Raw genomic sequence first — 18,566 nt, 5'->3', positions numbered from 1 at the left:
CCTAAAACGTGTCGTCAGGCCATTGTGACTTGATTACCTTACCTATGATTGTGCAGTTCCCGTTAATAGGGATCAGGTCAAAACGAGGGTTTAATGGCTCTAGGTACTCAACTCCACCATCTCTAATCAGTCGTTTGAATGTGAACTCATCATTTAGTAAACGAGCAACGCAGAAGTCACCGAACTCTACTTCTTCCTCAGGATCAACCAAGATAAGCATTCCTTCTGGAAAACTTGGCTTACCTCCCGGTGGTGCGGTCATTGATTGACCTTCAACCTCTAGCCAGAAAGAACGTTCGCTGGCTTTCTTGGCTGTTGGTATCCACGACACTGCGTCTTGTTTTGTGTATGAATTAAATTCTGTCGAGAAGGCACCAGCCTGAACTTTTGTGAACAATGGGTATTGATGAAAACTTTGAGAGCTTTGTGTTGTGTGAGATAAAACAGGTTGGTAAACCTCCCTAATTTCTTTTGCAAGAAATGGGCTTATTTCTTCTACCGAAACGTCAAGTATTTTTGCAAGTTTTGCAACATGCTCATGATTAATAGCATTAACGCCATTCAATATTTGCGCAACAGCGCTTTGCCCCATCCCCAACATTTCCCCAAGAACTTCTTGTGATAATCCCAAGTTTTTTTTCTTAGATTCAAATATGGATTTGAGGCGAATTGCGTCTGCTTTTTGTTCATCAGTCAAAGGTTTCTTTTTCATAAATTAATAATATCACCTCCGGAGATAAAAACAATCACCTCCGGTGTTGATTTAATTATCATTAGCGGTAATAATAAATTCAGGAGGAGCATTTATGGAAAAAATACCATTATCGGTTTTGGTTTCAAAGTTGGGGCAAAAAAAAGTAGCTGACTTATTTGGTATTCAGCAAAGTGCAATAAATAAAGCATTAAAAAACAAAAGAAATATTTTTGTTATTCATGTTGATGGAGAAGTGGTGGGAGCCGAGGAAATTAAAGTTTTTCCTAATAAACCAGAAAGGGAAACTCATGCACCAAATCAATATGCCGATGCCTGATCACTACTTTCCTGATGATGCTAAGTGGATTCAGGAACAACTCACGAAGTTAAGCCCAAGCATGAGGCAAAAGGCATTAGTTAAATATTCAGAAGTGTATCAAACGGAATGGGAACGAGAACAAGTTCCCTACCGTAAAGACAACAAAGCTCGTCATGAGGCTAACGTGAGATTAAGAGAGTTCATAAAGCGTTATCAGAGAGCAATGCAAGGTTATACAGCAAAGCCGTTATCGATTTGACAGTGATTGGATTTAGGAGATGTTGGAAGTTAAGACGTTTAGCCGTCTAGATTGTTTTCTGGGGAAGAGGGGAAAACTTTCTAGGGGGGAAAGGGGGGTGATCTTTGAAAGGGGTGTTAGGGAAGGCACAGCCAAGGGAGTGAGTAGATCTTAAATATAGATCTCTATAGGAGTTAAAAAGCAATAGCCGTTTAGACGTCCAAAGAAATAAAAATAAATCCCTTCCTTTGGCAGCGCTAATTATCAAATGAGGAAACCGATGTTAACAATCACACCAAATTTTGCACAGGAACGCGGATTGACGATGTTACGTCAGGCATGGAAGCAAAATAGAACATTCATGATTTATAGCCCAACAGGAAGCGGAAAAACGGCATTAGCTGCGTTTATTACTGATGGACATGTTCAGCGTGGAATGAGAGTAATGTTTCTTGTTCCTTACACCATTTTAATTGATCAAACAGCCAGTCGCTTCATTGAGTATGGATTGCCAGTCGAAGAGATTAGTTATGTATGGCGTGATCACCCTAATTATGATCCGACTCGTTTAATTCAAATAGCGTCAGCAGATACCGTTATTCGTAGAGATTTTCCAAACAACATCGATTTACTCATTATCGATGAGGCGCATTTACGCCGTAAGAAAATATTAGAAGTGATCAGTGAAAGTGAATTCAAGGTAATTGGTTTGTCCGGTACGCCTTTTGCACCATTCCTTGGTCATTACTACGAAACACTAATCAAACCCACCACCATGAAAGAGTTAATCAAGCGTGGTGATCTAAGCTCATACGAGTTTTACGCACCGACTAAACCCGATTTATCAAAAGTGAAATCGTCCAGCAACGCAGAGTTCGGTAGTGATTACAAAGAAGCTGAGATTGCTGAAATCATGAGTGGTGCGGACTTGGTGGGGGATATTGTTGATAACTGGTTGGTGAATGGTCGAAATCTACCTACGATTTGCTTTTGCGTCACAGTCAGTCATGCCAATTTTGTCACCGTCGAGTTTAATCGTGCAGGTGTCAATGCTGAGGTGATCACCGCAGATACGCCACATGATGAGCGTCAGATCATTATTCATCGGTTTGAGCAAGGCGCGACCAAGGTGCTTGTGAGCGTGGGAACATTGATTGCCGGCTTTGATAGTGATGTCCGTTGCATTATTTACGCCCGTCCAACTAAATCAGAGATTCGTTGGTGTCAGGCTATTGGAAGAGGATTACGTACCGCACCAGGAAAAGAGACTTGCCTTATTTTTGATCACTCCGGCTCAGTTCACCGCTTAGGTTATCCCGATGATATTGAATATGACGAACTGCCTACCAAAAACGACGGTATGAGTGAATCTTCGTCTAGCAGAGAGCAAGAAAAACGAGAGAAGAAACCGAAAGAATGTTCCTCTTGCCATTACATGAAACCTGCAGGTGTTTATGTTTGCCCTAAATGTGGGTTTAAACCTTTAGTGGGTGAAGATATCGATGTTGATACCAGCCGAAACATAAAAAAACTGAATAAAAAAGAGCGCACTTACACCAGAGAAGATAAGCAAAGCTGGTGGTCTCAATTGAAATACTACCAGAATCAACGTGCGACACAGGGCAAGCCCATCAGTGATGGTTGGGTATCCAATACCTTCAAAGATAAATTTGGTGTATGGCCACAAGGTTTTCACAACACGCCACAAGAAATCACACCTGAAGTGAGCAACTTCATTAAATATAAACAAATTGCCTTTGCTAAATCTCGCAAGAAGGCGCAAGTCAATATTCAAAATCTACGTACCCAAATTAGCCACCAGTCACAGCAAGGAGGTTTACTGTGAATACAATTGATGCCGTAAAAGGGCAATGGGCAAAAATATTTGCACATTATGGGTTACCTCCTATAACAGGGCGTAAGCACTTTAAAGGGAAATGCCCTATCTGCGGACAAAAAGGAAAGTTTCGTATTGATGATAAAGACGGGCGAGGAACCTACATCTGTACGTGTGGTTCGGGTAACGGTTTTCAATTGTTAGAAAGAACACAAGGCAAAGACTTTAAAACATTAGCAGATGAAATTGATGTGTTGATTGGTAATCAGCGAGAAAAAGAAGCTATTTTGCCAACTAAAATAAATAAGAATAATTTATTCCAACGTATTACGGGCTGTTATTCCAAACTACCCATACTTAAAAATACACCAGCCATGCAGTATTTGCAGAATCGAGGTGTTTTTGAGTTACCACTTGATAACGTCCGTTATTGTGATCATCAGCCTGTTCGTAATAGTTCTGACAAATTTCAAGCTATCTGGTCACTAGCTACTGATGCTAAAGGGCAACTCTGTTATTTACATAGAACGTATTTACAAGGGGATAAAAAAGCACCTCTTGATATTGTGAAGAAAATGACTGCTGTGCAGGATGACAATTATTTAGAGTATGCAGAATCTGTCGCGATAAGAATGTTTCCTGTCGATACTACACTTGGCATTGCTGAAGGTATAGAGACCACACTTTCTTGTAAGCAACTCTATGGTGTAAATACTTGGTCGGTCATCAATACTAACTTCATGAAAAAGTTCAAAGCACCAAAAGGTGTTATCCACCTTGTTATCTTTACAGATATGGATTGGAATGCGGCAGGTCATGCAGCTGCTATGGAGTGCGCACATAAAAACCTACTTTCTAATAATGATGTAGAAACGGTCAGTGTGAGATGGCCTGATAATGGTGATTTTAATGACATGCTAACAGAAGCTTGTGAGGTAAGAGAGTTAGTATTTTCAAGACAACATAAGGAAGTGGCGTAATGCGTGATATACAACAGGTATTAGAAAGATGGGGTGCATGGTCGGCAGATAATACAGAGTCGGTTCAATGGTATTCGATTGCTGCGGGATTTAGTGGATTAATACCAAGCAAGGTTAAAGCTCGTCCTCAATGCTGTGAAGACGATGCAATAATTATTTCTAGTTGTATGGCGCAATTGAATAAAAAGAATAGTGATATGCATGATCTATTGCTTGATTATTACTTATTCGGAATGACATTTATGCAACTTGCTAACAAGCACAATTGTTCTGATGGGCATATAGGTAAAAAATTACAAAAGGCAGAAGGAATAATAGAAGGTATGTTAATGATGCTAGATGTTCCATTAGAGATGGATCGATATGTAGAAAAAATCATATAAAAACTTTACGTACGTAAAAATGATGATATTGTGATAAGACTGACATCAAGGTCAACTAGCTTATGAACCTCATTTAAAGTGAGGTTTTGTGTTTTTATTGGTTATTCTCTTTGTCTGCGCTTTTAATTTTTAAAATGAAATAGCTTCATATTAAATATGAAATAGTTTCAATATCCATTTTTTTTATTAATGCTATGTTTGGTAGCAAAATTCTTAATAAGAAAATATAGGATATATTGAATGAGCACTAACATCCCTCCATTTAAAGCTGATGTCGTTGGTAGTTACCTTCGACCTGAATATCTACATAAAGCGCGTAGCGATTATGCTAATGGCACTATTTCTAGCCATGAATTAAAAAAAATAGAAGATAAAGCGATCATTGAGTTAGTAGAAAAGCAGAAAAAAGCCGGATTACATGTTATTACCGATGGTGAGTTTCGTCGTAGCTGGTGGCATTTAGACTTTATGTGGGGATTAAACGGCGTTGAAAAAGCCTTTTTATCTAAAGGATATTCATTCGATGGTATTGAAACTCGTCCAGAGACGGCTCGATTAACAGGAAAAATATCTGGAAATAACCACCCTTTTATTGAACATTTTTCATTTTTGTTGAAATTTGCTGAGGATAATATTGTTCCTCGTTTAACGATCCCTGCACCAGCTCAATTTTTCAAAGAGCTTTATCGACCAGAGAATTTAGATAGCACTAATGCAATTTATCCTTCAAAAGATGAGTTAATTAACGATATTATTGGTGCTTATCAAGAATTTATAAAAGAGTTATATCTTGTAGGGTGTCGCAATTTGCAATTAGATGATTGTACTTGGGGTATGATGGTTGATTCTCGATATCACAACTCAGGTATTGCTGAGAGCGAAAGTGTAAATAGTTGCTCATGCCATTCAGATCATACTGTAATAAGCAATGATATAAACTCATTAGCGGAAACGCTTGTTTATTTGAATAATGAAGCGATTAAAAACGCACCATCAGATTTAGTGTTAACAACACATGTTTGCCGAGGTAATTATCGTTCTACATGGGCCGCTAGTGGTGGCTATGGACCGATTGCTGAGATCCTTTTTGGAAGAGAAAATGTATCAGCATATTATTTAGAGTTTGATACAGATAGAGCTGGTGATTTCTCCCCGTTATCTTATGTTTCAGGCAATAAAAAAGTTGTTCTGGGATTAATTTCTTCAAAAACTGGAGAGTTAGAGAGTAAACAAAAAGTAATAGAGCGAATCTATGAAGCTAGTAAGTTCGTACCATTAGATCGACTATGTTTAAGTACTCAATGTGGATTTGCATCAACTGAAGAAGGGAATGCATTAACTGAAGAGCAACAATGGGATAAAATTGCATTAGTAAAAGAGATTGCTCAAGAAGTCTGGAAATATTAATCCCACAGACTGAAAACGTTATTACTCATAAAACTCCATATATCGTGAGATTATTGATAGTTTTTTTTAAAACCTCGCTTCGGCGGGGTTTTTTGTTATCTGCAATGGTAAGGTGTCTTTGGGTGAGTAAAATCACCCTTGCACTGCATGGAGAAGGCGCCTTAACCATTGTGGAGAACGCCGAGACTGATCGGCAGTGTATGGACTGTCGGATGTACCGCACACCATCCAGAGGCGGCCTTTGCGGATTAGGCTAAGCCCCTGAGAGTATCTGGAAACCGACGAAGGATTAAATAGCCTTCCTCCACAATCTCATAATAGTGCCCTCATAGTCACTACGCAGAACGGAGAAATCTGGCTTGCGATACACTTGGGGCTTTCTATTTTAATTCCCCCGAATTCGAGGGTGTTACCTTCATTGATGAGGGTAACATAGTTTAAGTTATTGATATTGTTCCGATGTCGGAATTCCGATAACGCTATTTCACATGTTCGGTTATTCCGAGCAACTCATTTTGAAGATCGCTTAGGCGGTCTTTTTTCGTATATGCCGACCACAGAACAATTACCCTCGTTATCACATTCACACAAGAGCTGTGAGTCGGCGTTCTATTAACTAATTCCTCCAAATAGGGGGTGAGTATGAATCATATGAAAGAAACCCCTGAGTTTTGGGATCAAGTATTCCAAGTTATCGCCGCTCATAAGGAGCAAGGAATTAGCGCGTCACTAGCAACTGGCATGGCAATTCTGCGTGGTAAGTACAACGGCGGTGGCTGGAAGAAAACGTTATTTGATGGTGCTATGTGTGCGTTGTTTGCATGGTTTGTAAAAGACCTCTTGACGCTACTTGGCCTTAATCATGAATTGGCATATCTGGCTAGTGTATTCATTGGGTATGTCGGTGTGGATGGATTAAGTAAACTCATTAAGGGTAAGGCAGGACTGAAAAATGACTAAACCAGCACGCGGTGAACGCAATAACAACCCAGGCAACATTGACTATAACCCACGTAATAAATGGAAAGGTTTAGTCGGAATTGAAACGGGAGTTCCTAACCCTCGATTCTGTGTCTTTGAGTCGCCTGAGTATGGCATCAGAGCAATTTATAAACTAACTCAAACATATCAACGTAAATATGGTTTGAACTCAGTATCAGCAATTATTAATAAGTATGCACCGCCAGTTGAGAACAACACGAATGGTTATGTTAGCCGTGCATCAAAAGAGATTGGTGTTGGTATTAATGACAAGATAGATACTCAATCAAAGTCAGTTGCTATCTCTTTAGCAAAAGCAATCGTGGGCGTTGAGTTGGGCTATCAACCGTATTCACAAAAAGTCTTTGAAGATGCTTGGTTGTTACTTTAACTCAATAATTAATCCTATCTCATAGCCTCGCATTTGCGGGGCTTTTTTGTATCCACGTTTTACGCACACCGAAAGTGCAAATCACATCGAGCCAATATTTAGGTAATGAGCCTTTGAGGGGATCAGTTAAAGCTAGTGTCGCTTCGATGGGCTGATTTCCTATTTCGGCAAAGGTTCATTACTAAATAAGGTAGACACTATGACTAATACAATTACTGTTCCATTTTATGATAACGAGCTTTATGTTGTTGAGCATAACAATGAACCGTATGTTCCCATGAAGCCAATAATTGAAGGTATGGGATTAAATTGGGCATCACAGTTTACTAAGTTAAAAAAACGCTTTAGTAAAGGTATTGTGGAAATCGCAATACCTTCTAAGGGTGGTGAGCAATCAATGATTTGCCTACAACTTAGAAAACTTTCAGCTTGGATGCTGACTATTTATCCCAACAAGGTCAAATCTGAAATCCGCGATAAAGTAATTCAGTTTCAAGAGGAATGTGATGATGTTCTTTATCGATATTGGACAGAAGGGCGAGTTGTTAATCCTAGAAAATTAAGCGTGATGGAACAACTCAATGAAGCTTGCGCTGATTTTAAAAGAGATGAAGCAATTGCGAGTAAGTTTGGCAAAGGGTTAAATGCTTGGAAGGATGTTAAGCCTCAACATGAAAATAAAATTCAGAGCCTAAAAGAAAAAGCAGGGGAAATGGTACTTGATTTTATTTTGATGGAAACGGGTAAAGGTAAAATAACGAGGGGTAGTTGTGAATAAGTTAAAGCCCTGGTTTCCCATTTTATTATGGGGAGCTTTGTGTGTTGCTTTATTCTTTTCAACTAAAGAAATGATTGAACTTGGTAAAGAGAATAAAGAGCTAAAGAAAACAAACGACTCTCTCGTGGCTGAAATGGCCGACTACGAAAAGCGCATTAACTCACTTCATGAACTTGATACAAAACACGCGACGGAACTTACAAATGCAAAGGCTGAAATCGATAGGCTGCGCGTTAGTGCTGAGCGTAATCCTGACAGGGTGTACATCAAAGCCGAATGTCCAAAGAGCGCTACCACTTCCACCTCCGGCGTGGCTAATGCAACCACCGCCCGACCTACTGACACCGCTATCAGAAATTATTGGTTACTCCGAGAGCGAATTGCAGAATCAGAGCAAGTGATATTGGGATTACAGGATTATATTAGGACGGAGTGTGTGAACTAAAAAAAGCCCTACGTAGGGTACGAGGGCAAACTAACAAGATATCAATTAAAGTATAGCGATGTTTACTTAGTATAGCTTAGGTAAATATATATACCAGATTGATTATTCTTATCTATCTCCTACCTAAATAAACAGAGCAATATAAAAATAACCCTGTGAGTTTGGGCGCCCACAGGGCTTTCACTAGTATGTGAGAAAACAATAGATTACCAATATTTAGTAAGCCAATCTGTTAATAATCAACGTAAGTTTTTAAAAAACAATCTTTCTTTGCCTGTTTGTCGTAGAGCAAGTTACATGGCGGTAGATCATTATCGTCGAAGTTCTCAAGCAAGTAGAAAAGGGCGAATGTTTGACGACTGCTTACATATTGCCAAAGTATGGGCGAATAAATTTGCTAAGGATATGATAAAAATATTTATATCTAGCGCGTTGTTATTTAGACATATTCTGTAAAAATAATAAGTTAACACAGGTTATTCAGCTATATTGGGTATGATTATTTTTTTAATTAATTATTTTAATGGATTTTATTTTCGTTTGTTCTTTGAGTCAGATTTTGTAGTGGCGAGGGAAATCAAGAATACAATAGCGATAATTGTGTATAAAAAATACATAATACCTCCTCGTTTGAATGTGTGTCAGAGAGGCTTTATTATTGATGTAAGGTCATTCGGGAAATAAACATCTATAACAAAAAACTAGCATTCTCACATAAGAATATAAGCCTATATATTAACATTAAAAGTAATTATCGAGAGTGATGTGAGTCTAATTAATATCATGAGTGTAAATTATTTATTTATTAATCATTTGGTTACAATGAAATAACATGCTGTAATTATCCATTACAAAGAATTGATTTTTTATTAAATTAATAGATGTAATTATAGTAATTAAATTCAATAAATATCATGTATTGAGAGGCGTTGATAGAGTTTATAGAGATAGCCATCAGTTAATCACTGGAGGCTTTTTTATTGGAGAGAGTAAATGAATATAATTATTAATGATGATGGTTCTGTCCGTATTGAAACAAAAACATACAGTGCGTCTTATTGTGCGAATGGTTATTTAAAACTTTCAATAGGTGGTAAGGCTCCTGAAAAGATAACTATTAATCATCCTAAAAAAGAAATAGGTGAGCTGATTTACAAAGTCTCAGTAGATACAAGTGACTTAGATAAGTTAGAAGAACAGCTCACTCGCATTAAGCAACTGATGCAAGATGTAGGGGGAAAGCCTAAATCAACACCACAGTTTGCTGGTAAGTTATTTATCAAAGATACCTTTGTTAATTCCGCAGAACTAAAAGATGTGGCTGTCAGTTATAAGTTAGAACAGGGTACTAAGGCTGAGTTGGCGGATTTACGCATGCGAGCTAATAGTCAAGATATTGCTATCACTGAGTTAAAAAGAGTAATGGAAACTCAGCATCAAGCGTGGGCACAAGCTGTGAGTGAGTTAAATAACAAAACGTGGTGCAGTCAGAGATAAGAAATGAAAAAACGTAATGTCTATGGTGGTCGATGGGCAAAGGCGCGATTAGCTTTTCTTAATGAGCATCCACTCTGTGTTATGTGCAAAGAGCAAGGACGTATTACTGCAGCCACAGTTGTTGACCATATTATTCCTCATCGACTTAGAGATGCGATCCAATCTGGTGATAAGGTCCTTATCACAAAAGCACAAGCCCTATTCTGGGATAAGAAGAACTTTCAAAGCTTATGTGACCTTCACCACAACTCAACAAAACAGCGAATGGAAAAGAGTGGAAAAGTCATTGGCTGTAATGCGGATGGTATTCCACTCGATCCCAATTCTCATTGGCATCAATAACACAATGAATACAGGGTGGGAGCGGGGTAAAAGTTCAGACACTTTCGCCCTGATTACCTAGCGCCCTCATTTGTGCGCACAACCGCGAAATGAAAAGTTTTTTTCTGGGAGGTTCCGATGGCAGGAAGACGCCCGAAACCGACCCACTTGAAGGTGGTCACCGGTAATCCGGGAAAACGAAAACTCAACGATAAAGAACCCCAACCTAAACGTGAAATTCCAAGCCCGCCCGAACATTTAACGGATTGGGGGAAAATGGCGTGGGCAAAATTAACCTTATTACTCGATGGAATGGGTGTTTTAACCGTGGCTGACACGCTGGCATTAGAACGGCTGTGTGATATCTACGCCGATATTCTTCAATTGCGAGACACCATTGCCATTGAGGGGCGGACATACACCACAAAAACGCAATCAGGGGATTTTTTAATTAAAGCGAATCCTGCTGTTGCCATGTTGGCCGATGCAGATCGCCGTTTTAAAAGTTATTTAGTCGAGTTTGGTTTAACCCCTGCCGCTCGCTCGAAGGTGAATATGGATGGTGGAGAAGAAGAGGAAGATCCGCTCAACCAATATTTCGGTTGATCCCGCAACACAATACGCGCAAGACGTGCATCAAGGCAAAATCTTAGCGGGGCCTGATATTCGTCATGCATGTGCACGTCATCTCAAAGATTTAAACGAAGCCGAGCAACGAGGATTAGTCTGGGATGTCGAGGCTGTCAAAAGGGTGATCGATTTTTTCGCGAAAGTCTTAAAGCTCAATGGCGGGGAACATGAAGGCAAACCGTTTATTTTATTGCCTTGGCAATGCTTTGTGATTGGCTCCATTTTTGGCTGGAAAATGACTGATGGTACACGGCGATTTCGCATTGTGTACGTTGAATCAGGTAAAGGTTCAGGAAAATCACCGATGGCGGGTGGCGTTGGGTTGTATTGTTTAGTCGCCGACAGTGAACCGCGTGCTGAAGTGTATGCGGCAGCCACGAAAAAAGACCAAGCCATGGTTTTGTTTCGTGATGCGGTGGCAATGGTTGATCAATCTCCCGCATTAAGTCAGCGGATCACCAAATCAGGCGGAACAGGCAAAGAGTGGAACTTGGCTTATTTGAAAACGAGTTCATTCTTTCGTCCGATTAGTTCGGATGATGGGCAATCAGGGCCTCGTCCCCATTGTGCGTTGATTGATGAAATTCATGAGCATAAAAATAATACCGCCGTTGAGATGATGCGAGCGGGCACAAAAGGTCGGCGACAAGCCTTGATATTTATGATCACCAATAGTGGGCATGATAAAACCAGTGTGTGTTATGACTACCATGAATACGGACGAAAAGTTGCCGAAGGCACTATCGAAGACGACAGCTTCTTTTCCTATATTTGCTCACTGGATGAGGGCGATGATCCCTTTAAGGATGAGTCTTGCTGGGGGAAAGCCAATCCGTCATTGGGCTACACCTTTTCTGATCGCTATTTGCGCGAACAAGTGACACAAGCTCGAGGTATGCCCGCGAAAGAAAGCATTGTGCGTCGGCTTAATTTTTGTCAGTGGGTGGATGCCGATAATCCGTGGATTAACAGTGAAACATGGATGCAGTGTGAAAACACGTTCACATTCGATGACCTTCAAGGTGAAGAGTGTTATGGCGGACTGGACTTATCGGGAACCAAAGATTTAACCGCATTAGCCTTGTATTTTCCTAGTCTCAAACGTCTTTATGTCGAATTTTGGACACCCAAAGACACTTTATTGGATAGAGCGAAAACCGACCGAGTGCCTTACGACTTATGGGTAAGGCAAGGTTTTATGCATACCACGCCAGGGAATGCGGTGAGATATGAATTTGTGGCAGAACGCATTGCTGAAATGGCGATGCACGTCAGCATGAGAGCCATTGCCTTTGACCCTTATCGCATTAAATACCTTGAACCCAAACTCGATGACGCGGGTGTGACGGTTCCTTTAACTCCGCATGGACAAGGATATTACAAAGCCAAAGATTCAGGGCTGTGGATGCCACACTCTATCGAACTGTTTGAACAGCTCATTGATGACAAGAAGATTGAGATCCACGCCAATCCTTGTTTGAGATGGAATGCCGCATCCGCTGTGCTTGAGGCTGACCAAAAAGATAACCGCGTCTTTGCCAAGAAAAAAAGCACGGGTCGAATTGATGGAGTGGTGGCCTCTGCAATGGCGATTGGGGCTTCTGAAGGGGAATTCGAGGATGAAGGGGATATTGATGGTTTCTTTGATAACCCAATTATTGTGGGGATCTAAATGCGTAACGTGAAAAAAAAGAGCCGAATAAAATCGGCGATCCTCAATTGGATGGGGATACCCATTAGTTTAACTGATGGCGCCTTTTGGGAAGAATGGATTGGAAAGAGTAGCAGTGGCAAGGTGGTCACCGCAGATAATGCATTACAGCTGTCTGCGGTATGGTCTTGCGTTCGGTTACTCAGTGAATCTATTTCGACATTGCCATTGAAAATCTATCAAACGAAGGCGGATGGCTCGCGCGAACTGGCGAAACATCATCCCGCTTACACAGTATTATGCCGAAAACCCAATGCAGAAATGACGCCTTCTCGCTTTATGTTGATGGTTGTTGCCAGCTTATGTTTAAGAGGAAATGCGTTTATTGAAAAATGTTATATCGGGAAAAAGTTGGTTTCTCTTCAACCGTTATTACCTCAAAACATGACGGTGAAACGATTGGAAAATGGGCAATTGGAATATACCTATACTATGCCTAAATCGAATAAACGGGTTATTCCCGTTAAAAATATGATGCATATTCGAGGGTTTGGTATGGATGGTGTGTGCGGAATGATACCGATCCAGATTGGGCGTGATGTGATTGGTACCGCGTTATCGACGGATGAAGCGGCCGGAAAAGTGTTTGAAAATGGGTTACAAACCAGTGGATTATTAACGTCAAAGAATGCCTTGAAAGCCGATCAACGAGAACGCCTAAGAAAGCATTTAATGACGTTTACCGGCTCAAAAAATGCCGGAAAGGTGATGATCCTTGAAGCGGATTTGTCTTATCAAAATGTCACCATGAACCCTGAAACGGCGCAATTATTACAAAGTCGCGGATTTAGCATTGAGGAAATTTGCCGTTGGTTTCGCGTTCCACCTTTTATGGTGGGGCATGCCGATAAGCAAAGTAGTTGGGCATCCAGTGTGGAAGGGATGAATATGCAGTTTTTGACCAATACACTACGTCCCTTATTGGTCAATATTGAGCAAGAAATTAATCGTTGTTTACTCGACAGTGATGATGATTATTATGCGGAATTTTCTGTTGAGGGCTTATTACGTGCAGACAGTGCAGGACGTTCAGCTTATTACACAACAGCGTTACAAAATGGCTGGATGAGCCGAAATGATGTTCGACGGTTAGAGAATTTACCGCCTATTGAAGGGGGCGATATTTATACGGTTCAGCTTAATTTAACGCCACTGGATCAGCTCGGAAAAGATATCACGAACAATGAAGCTGAAAAGCTCAAAGCACAGATCACTAACTGGTTATTTCCTGAAGGTGAACCTGTAACCCCATCTCAATCCAATCCACCTCGTCCCGAGGAGTCATCGTTATGAAAAAAAATCAGTTGCCAGTCGCGCTGGAGGATCGCCCCTGCGCATCGATTCGCTATGAGCTGAAACCCAAAGCACTGGATAAATGGAATAGCCGTATTCGGGCATCCAGTGCGGATAACTCGATTTCGATATTGGACGTCGTTGGAGAAGATTATTGGGGTGAAGGTGTCACCGCTAAACGGATTTCCGCCGCGCTTCGTGCCATTGGTGAGCAAGATATTGTCGTTAACCTCAATAGTCCAGGGGGCGATATGTTTGAAGGGTTGGCAATTTATAACTTGCTTCGTGCTCACAGTGGCAAGGTAACGGTCAATATTTTGGGCATTGCCGCTTCCGCTGCGTCCATTATTGCGATGGCAGGGGATGAAATAAAAATGGGGCGCGGTGCCTTTTTAATGATCCATAACTGTTGGGCAATGGGGGTAGGAAATCGTCACGACTTTGCAAAACTTGCTCATGATCTCGCCCCTTTTGATGCCTCGATGACCGATATCTATGTGGCACGCAGTGGGCAATCGAGTGACGTGGTGAGTCAGATGATGGACAACGAAACATATATCAGTGCGAGTGAAGCGATAGAAAAGGGATTTGCGGACAGCCTACTTTCTGCCGATGTGATTGACGAAGGTGATGAAAGTCCCCAAGCCGCGATCCGAAAACTGGATGCGCTACTTGCCAAAACCAACACACCTCGTGCTGAACGACGAAAACTAATTAGTGCATTAACCCGAAGTACGCCGAGCGCTACTTCCCAACCTAATGGTATGCCAAGCGCTACCTGCGATATTAATCCTGAAATCCTGTCAAAATTGGAGGAGGCGGTGACCGCCTTTGCCTGCGTTAAGTAATTGGAGTGACTATGTCAGAGACAAATGAATTATTAAAAAACCTATCGGCAAAAATTGAAGAAGCCAATCAGCATTTTAATGCCAAAGCTGAAGAAGCGTTAAAAGAAGCGCAGAAAGTGGGTGGATTAAGTGAAGAAACGAAACATGCCGTAGACAAAATGGCAACCGAGCTAAATGCGCTACGCGAATCTGAAAAAACACTGAAAGCCGCATTAGGGGATTTAGAACAACATGTTGCGCAAATGCCACTCAATAATGCGGTGCAGGTTGTAAAAAGTGTTGGTCAACAAGTGATCTCGGCTGAAGTATTAAAAGAGATCAATTCCAGCATTCAAGAGGGCAAGCGTGTTTCAATTCCTGTTCAGGCAGCATTAACATCTACGGGGGTTGCCGAAGGCGTAGTTGAACCACAACGATTGTCGGGTATCGATGTTGCACCGAAACAACGACTTTTTATTCGTGACTTAATTGCGTCAGGTAAAACGCAATCTCCCGCCATTTTCTGGGTTCAGCAAACGGGGTTTACCAACAAGGCGGCGGTTGCGCCTGAAAATACCACTAAGCCGTATAGCGACATTGCCTTTGCGACCAAAATCACGCCAGTGACGACGATTGCTCATATGTTTAAAGCGTCTAAACAAATCTTAGATGATTTTTCTCAGTTGCAGTCGTTGATTGATGCAGAAATGCGTTATGGATTGAAGTTTGTTGAAGAGCAAGAAATTTTATTTGGTGATGGATCTGGGGCTCATTTGCACGGCATTATCCCACAAGCCACTCAATATAAAGCCTCCTTTACGGTTGAAAAACAAAATGGTATCGATGATTTACGGCTTGCCATGCTTCAAGCTCAATTGGCGCGTTTCCCTGCTTCTGGTCACGTTTTACACTTTATTGACTGGGCGAAAATTGAACTAACCAAAGACGCTTTGGGGCGCTATATTTTGGCTAATCCTTCCGCATTAACAGGGCCGACTTTATGGGGATTACCGGTTGTGGCAACAGAAACTCCCGCGTTTAAAGGGAAATTCTTAACAGGGGCATTTAATGCGGGTGCACAGCTCTTTGATCGCGAAGAAACGAATGTGGTGATTTCAACGGAAAACGCCGATGATTTTGAGAAAAACATGATCTCTATTCGTTGTGAAGAGCGTCTTGCTTTGGCGATCAAACGTCCAGAAGCCTTTGTTTACGGTGATTTTACGGTAGCAACGTCAAGTGATTAATGTAACTAAGGCGGTCTTTATGACCGCTTTTTCTTTGGAGGTGATATGAAATTAGTCATCTTACGAGCCATTTATTTTGAGGGACGAGTGGTGCTTGAAGGCGAGCAGATTGATACCTTAGAGCAACATGGACGGGAGTTAATCCAAAAAGGCTATGCCAAAGAACAGGAAGAAACACATCTTGTTACTGAACCCGAACCTGAACCGAAAAGAAATATTAAGGCGAAAAAGGAGAAATAATGCTTTCTCTCAAATTGGTGAAGCAGCATTGCAATATCGATCCTGATTTTACGGATGACGATAATTTATTGACGCTGTATATCGGTTCCGCTGTGAAATATGTTGAAAATTACACGCGTCGAACATTACATAAAACTCAGGAGATGGATAAAGCACAAGAAGATCCTGAAGCCTTGTTCTTAACGGATGATGTGATTGCGGCAATGCTCTTATTAATTGCGCAATGGTATGAAAATCGTGAGGGGGTAATTTCGGGGCAAGCTTTTTCTACACAACCTTTTGCGGTCACCGCACTACTTCAACCTTACCGGATTTATGGGTTGTAGGAGGTTTTATGCGTGCAGGACGATTACGCCACACTATTCATATTCAAAAATCAGTATTAGCGCCCGATGCCATCAGTGGCAGTGATGTGATTTGGACGGATCATGCGACAAAAGTACGTGCAGCGATCATGCCTTATCAAGGGCGAGAATATTTTCAAGCTCAGCAAGTACAAAGTGAGGCCACAACGCGAATTCTTATTCGCTATATCGCTGATATCGATACCTCAATGCGTATTGTATGGGGTAAGCGAATATTTAATATTATTTCGATTATTGACCCTTATGAGCGTCATCGTGAGCTTCAATTAATGTGCAAAGAGGGCGTGAATGATGGGTGAAATTAAAATCAGTGGATTGTCTGAACTCGCTCAACGAATGCAAGACATCGCCCGTAAAACTAGAAATCAAAGCGCGCGTAAGGCGATGAATGTAGGGGCTTCGGCGTTAAAAGAAGAAATCAAACATCGAGTACCTATTCTTAAGGAAACGGTGCCTCATCGACGCAAAGGCACCATCAAGCGCAATATTCGTTCTAAAACGAAAGTGCAGCGCAATGGGCAAGTTAAAACGCGCATTTGGGTGAAATCATTATCGGGTAAAAAGGTGTCTGCCTTTAAACAGGCAACGGGAAAAAGTGCGGCATTGAACCCAAATGATCCGTTTTATTGGTGGTTTGTCGAGTTTGGCACCGCCAAGATGCCCGCACAACCGTTTATGCGGCCCAGTTTTGAAGCGAAAAAGGAAGCGACGGCTAAAGTGATTGTTCAAGCACTCAAAGAGGACATTGAAAAAGTAAGGTAGAGATCATGATACAGCAATTAAAAGAGACCCTTTCACCTCTTGTCGATGGAAGGGTTTTTTTTCAGGTATTACCCGAAGGCAAAGGGCATTATCCCGCCATTGTGATCCAGTTTGCCAGCATCACGCCTAACAGTGCGCTGGAGGATACGGATTTAGACAACTATCGCGTGCAACTTGATGTGTATGCGCCACAACCACAACCTCTCATAGTCTTGCGTAAAAAAATCGAGGCTCAGATTATCGAGGCAATCCCATTTGCACAACGAATGAATGCGGTCTTTGGGTATGAAGCGGATGTCAAATTGCATCGGCTTGTTCTTGAATTAATGATTTCATCAGATAAATAAGGAATGGATATGGCAAAGTCAAAAAACCATAAAGCGACGCCTTTCCTCGGCACGAAGATCTTTGTGCAAACAGGCTTAGGGGAGGCGATGACAGTGACGGAAGCGACGTTATCACCCGCAACCATTACCATCGCCAATAATAAACTGAAAGCGGATGACATGATTATGTTATCGGGTTTAGGGGAGTTAGATGGGCGTTTTCCCATTGCACAGGTTGATGGCAATAAAGTGACCCTGTGCGACGAAGTGGATTGGAGTGATAAAACGCTACCCACGGATTTTGTAAACGCCAAAGCACAACGTATTCAGTGGTCTAATAACTTTTGTGCGGTAAAAAGTTTCAGCAAAGACGGTTCGACAACCGAACAAATTGATGTCACTACCATTTGCAGTGATGGGAAGGAATATGAATCTGGCGATACGGAATACGGCTCAATTAAATTGACCTTTTTCTTACGGTATAGCTCCAGTGAGGTGCAGCGACTCTTGCGTAAATATGAAAACAGCAAAGAAAAATTCGCAGTGAAAATGGTCTTAACGCGAGATGAAGGCTCCATGTTTTATTACGGCTCCGTCGAAACGGGCATGAACATTGATGGCAGTGTAGGGCAAATGATGGATTCGGGGATCTCGATTAAATTGTCTGGCCGTGATTATTTGAATGCGAAGAAATAACCCTTAATTCATCCACCTCATTATTTCTCTTCTCCCTTCTCGATAAAAAATCTTAGGAGTAATTATGTCTAACGCGTTATTGCGTGAATTAGTGTTAAACCAAGCACTGAAAGTGACGCCTTTTACTTATTTAGACAACACCTTTTATGTCAAAGAGCTGGATGTTGGCACCATGAATTACATTCAGCGCAAACTTCG

24 protein-coding genes are annotated in these 18,566 nt (G+C 41.3%); 23 read left to right on the top strand and 1 reads right to left on the bottom strand.

Going from position 1 to position 18,566, the window contains the following annotated elements:
- Position 1 precedes the first annotated feature (1 nt).
- Positions 2–712, bottom strand: coding sequence for a LexA family protein (locus GWJ05_RS08780; RefSeq protein ID WP_036934653.1), 711 nt, complete (start codon positions 710–712; stop codon positions 2–4).
- Positions 713–806: 94 nt separating this feature from the next.
- Between GWJ05_RS08780 and GWJ05_RS08775 the strand changes: the two genes are divergently transcribed.
- The 23 genes from GWJ05_RS08775 (at position 807) to GWJ05_RS08665 (ending at position 18,368) form a co-directional block, all read left to right on the top strand.
- Complete coding sequence (locus GWJ05_RS08775) at positions 807–1,031, top strand: Cro/CI family transcriptional regulator (RefSeq protein WP_036934651.1); 225 nt, start codon at positions 807–809, stop codon at positions 1,029–1,031.
- Positions 1,003–1,272 carry a hypothetical protein gene (locus tag GWJ05_RS08770; RefSeq protein ID WP_072070102.1) on the top strand — a complete coding sequence of 90 codons (270 nt, stop codon included), beginning with the start codon at positions 1,003–1,005 and terminating at the stop codon, positions 1,270–1,272. The genes GWJ05_RS08775 and GWJ05_RS08770 overlap by 29 nt, the downstream gene beginning before the upstream one ends.
- A gap of 259 nt (positions 1,273–1,531) precedes the next feature.
- The gene (locus GWJ05_RS08765) at positions 1,532–3,097 is read left to right on the top strand and encodes a DEAD/DEAH box helicase family protein (RefSeq protein ID WP_072070101.1); all 1,566 of its coding nucleotides are present in this window, start codon (positions 1,532–1,534) and stop codon (positions 3,095–3,097) included.
- Positions 3,094–4,068 (top strand): DUF7146 domain-containing protein, encoded by a 975-nt coding sequence (locus GWJ05_RS08760; protein ID WP_036934645.1) that lies wholly within the window; start codon positions 3,094–3,096, stop codon positions 4,066–4,068. Before GWJ05_RS08765 ends, GWJ05_RS08760 begins: the two co-directional genes overlap by 4 nt.
- On the top strand, positions 4,068–4,451 hold the full coding sequence (locus GWJ05_RS08755; protein WP_036934643.1) for an antiterminator Q family protein: 384 nt from the start codon (positions 4,068–4,070) through the stop codon (positions 4,449–4,451). Before GWJ05_RS08760 ends, GWJ05_RS08755 begins: the two co-directional genes overlap by 1 nt.
- A gap of 240 nt (positions 4,452–4,691) precedes the next feature.
- Positions 4,692–5,858, top strand: a complete 1,167-nt coding sequence (locus tag GWJ05_RS08750) for a 5-methyltetrahydropteroyltriglutamate--homocysteine S-methyltransferase (RefSeq protein ID WP_036934641.1) — start codon at positions 4,692–4,694, stop codon at positions 5,856–5,858.
- Between the two features lie 642 nt (positions 5,859–6,500).
- Positions 6,501–6,818, top strand: a complete 318-nt coding sequence (locus GWJ05_RS08745) for a phage holin, lambda family (protein ID WP_036934638.1) — start codon at positions 6,501–6,503, stop codon at positions 6,816–6,818.
- Positions 6,811–7,230, top strand: coding sequence for a structural protein (locus tag GWJ05_RS08740; protein ID WP_036934635.1), 420 nt, complete (start codon positions 6,811–6,813; stop codon positions 7,228–7,230). The genes GWJ05_RS08745 and GWJ05_RS08740 overlap by 8 nt, the downstream gene beginning before the upstream one ends.
- A 199-nt stretch (positions 7,231–7,429) precedes the next feature.
- Positions 7,430–8,008, top strand: coding sequence for a phage antirepressor N-terminal domain-containing protein (locus GWJ05_RS08735; RefSeq protein WP_036934633.1), 579 nt, complete (start codon positions 7,430–7,432; stop codon positions 8,006–8,008).
- Positions 8,001–8,453: a lysis protein gene (locus GWJ05_RS08730; protein WP_052038441.1), complete on the top strand. Its 453-nt coding sequence runs from the start codon at positions 8,001–8,003 to the stop codon at positions 8,451–8,453. Before GWJ05_RS08735 ends, GWJ05_RS08730 begins: the two co-directional genes overlap by 8 nt.
- Positions 8,454–9,446: 993 nt before the next feature.
- Positions 9,447–9,950, top strand: a complete 504-nt coding sequence (locus GWJ05_RS08725; protein WP_161670821.1) for a hypothetical protein — start codon at positions 9,447–9,449, stop codon at positions 9,948–9,950.
- A 3-nt stretch (positions 9,951–9,953) separates the two neighbouring features.
- Positions 9,954–10,292, top strand: coding sequence for an HNH endonuclease signature motif containing protein (locus GWJ05_RS08720; protein ID WP_036934628.1), 339 nt, complete (start codon positions 9,954–9,956; stop codon positions 10,290–10,292).
- Positions 10,293–10,409: 117 nt separating this feature from the next.
- Complete coding sequence (locus tag GWJ05_RS08715; protein ID WP_036905779.1) at positions 10,410–10,877, top strand: phage terminase small subunit P27 family; 468 nt, start codon at positions 10,410–10,412, stop codon at positions 10,875–10,877.
- On the top strand, positions 10,831–12,573 hold the full coding sequence (locus tag GWJ05_RS08710; RefSeq protein ID WP_161681357.1) for a terminase large subunit: 1,743 nt from the start codon (positions 10,831–10,833) through the stop codon (positions 12,571–12,573). Before GWJ05_RS08715 ends, GWJ05_RS08710 begins: the two co-directional genes overlap by 47 nt.
- Positions 12,574–13,905: a phage portal protein gene (locus GWJ05_RS08705; protein ID WP_058336210.1), complete on the top strand. Its 1,332-nt coding sequence runs from the start codon at positions 12,574–12,576 to the stop codon at positions 13,903–13,905.
- Complete coding sequence (locus GWJ05_RS08700) at positions 13,902–14,753, top strand: head maturation protease, ClpP-related (protein WP_109395509.1); 852 nt, start codon at positions 13,902–13,904, stop codon at positions 14,751–14,753. The genes GWJ05_RS08705 and GWJ05_RS08700 overlap by 4 nt, the downstream gene beginning before the upstream one ends.
- An 11-nt stretch (positions 14,754–14,764) precedes the next feature.
- Positions 14,765–15,979, top strand: a complete 1,215-nt coding sequence (locus GWJ05_RS08695) for a phage major capsid protein (RefSeq protein ID WP_161681358.1) — start codon at positions 14,765–14,767, stop codon at positions 15,977–15,979.
- A 45-nt stretch (positions 15,980–16,024) separates the two neighbouring features.
- On the top strand, positions 16,025–16,219 hold the full coding sequence (locus GWJ05_RS08690) for a DUF7210 family protein (protein WP_072071162.1): 195 nt from the start codon (positions 16,025–16,027) through the stop codon (positions 16,217–16,219).
- Positions 16,219–16,545 (top strand): head-tail connector protein, encoded by a 327-nt coding sequence (locus tag GWJ05_RS08685; protein ID WP_161681359.1) that lies wholly within the window; start codon positions 16,219–16,221, stop codon positions 16,543–16,545. Before GWJ05_RS08690 ends, GWJ05_RS08685 begins: the two co-directional genes overlap by 1 nt.
- 8 nt (positions 16,546–16,553) lie before the next feature.
- Complete coding sequence (locus GWJ05_RS08680; RefSeq protein WP_161681360.1) at positions 16,554–16,883, top strand: phage head closure protein; 330 nt, start codon at positions 16,554–16,556, stop codon at positions 16,881–16,883.
- Between the two features lie 16 nt (positions 16,884–16,899).
- The gene (locus GWJ05_RS08675; RefSeq protein WP_237585115.1) at positions 16,900–17,346 is read left to right on the top strand and encodes an HK97-gp10 family putative phage morphogenesis protein; all 447 of its coding nucleotides are present in this window, start codon (positions 16,900–16,902) and stop codon (positions 17,344–17,346) included.
- 5 nt (positions 17,347–17,351) lie between these two features.
- Positions 17,352–17,693, top strand: a complete 342-nt coding sequence (gene gp17, locus GWJ05_RS08670; protein ID WP_109910851.1) for a tail completion protein gp17 — start codon at positions 17,352–17,354, stop codon at positions 17,691–17,693.
- A gap of 9 nt (positions 17,694–17,702) precedes the next feature.
- Complete coding sequence (locus tag GWJ05_RS08665) at positions 17,703–18,368, top strand: hypothetical protein (RefSeq protein ID WP_036937600.1); 666 nt, start codon at positions 17,703–17,705, stop codon at positions 18,366–18,368.
- The last annotated feature ends 198 nt before the right edge of the window (positions 18,369–18,566 follow it).

It is taken from the genome of Proteus sp. G2626, from assembly GCF_009915985.1.
Classification (GTDB): Bacteria; Pseudomonadota; Gammaproteobacteria; order Enterobacterales; family Enterobacteriaceae; genus Proteus; species Proteus vulgaris.
Note: the sequence above shows the minus strand (reverse complement) of the source record. Positions and strands in the feature narration are given on the sequence as shown.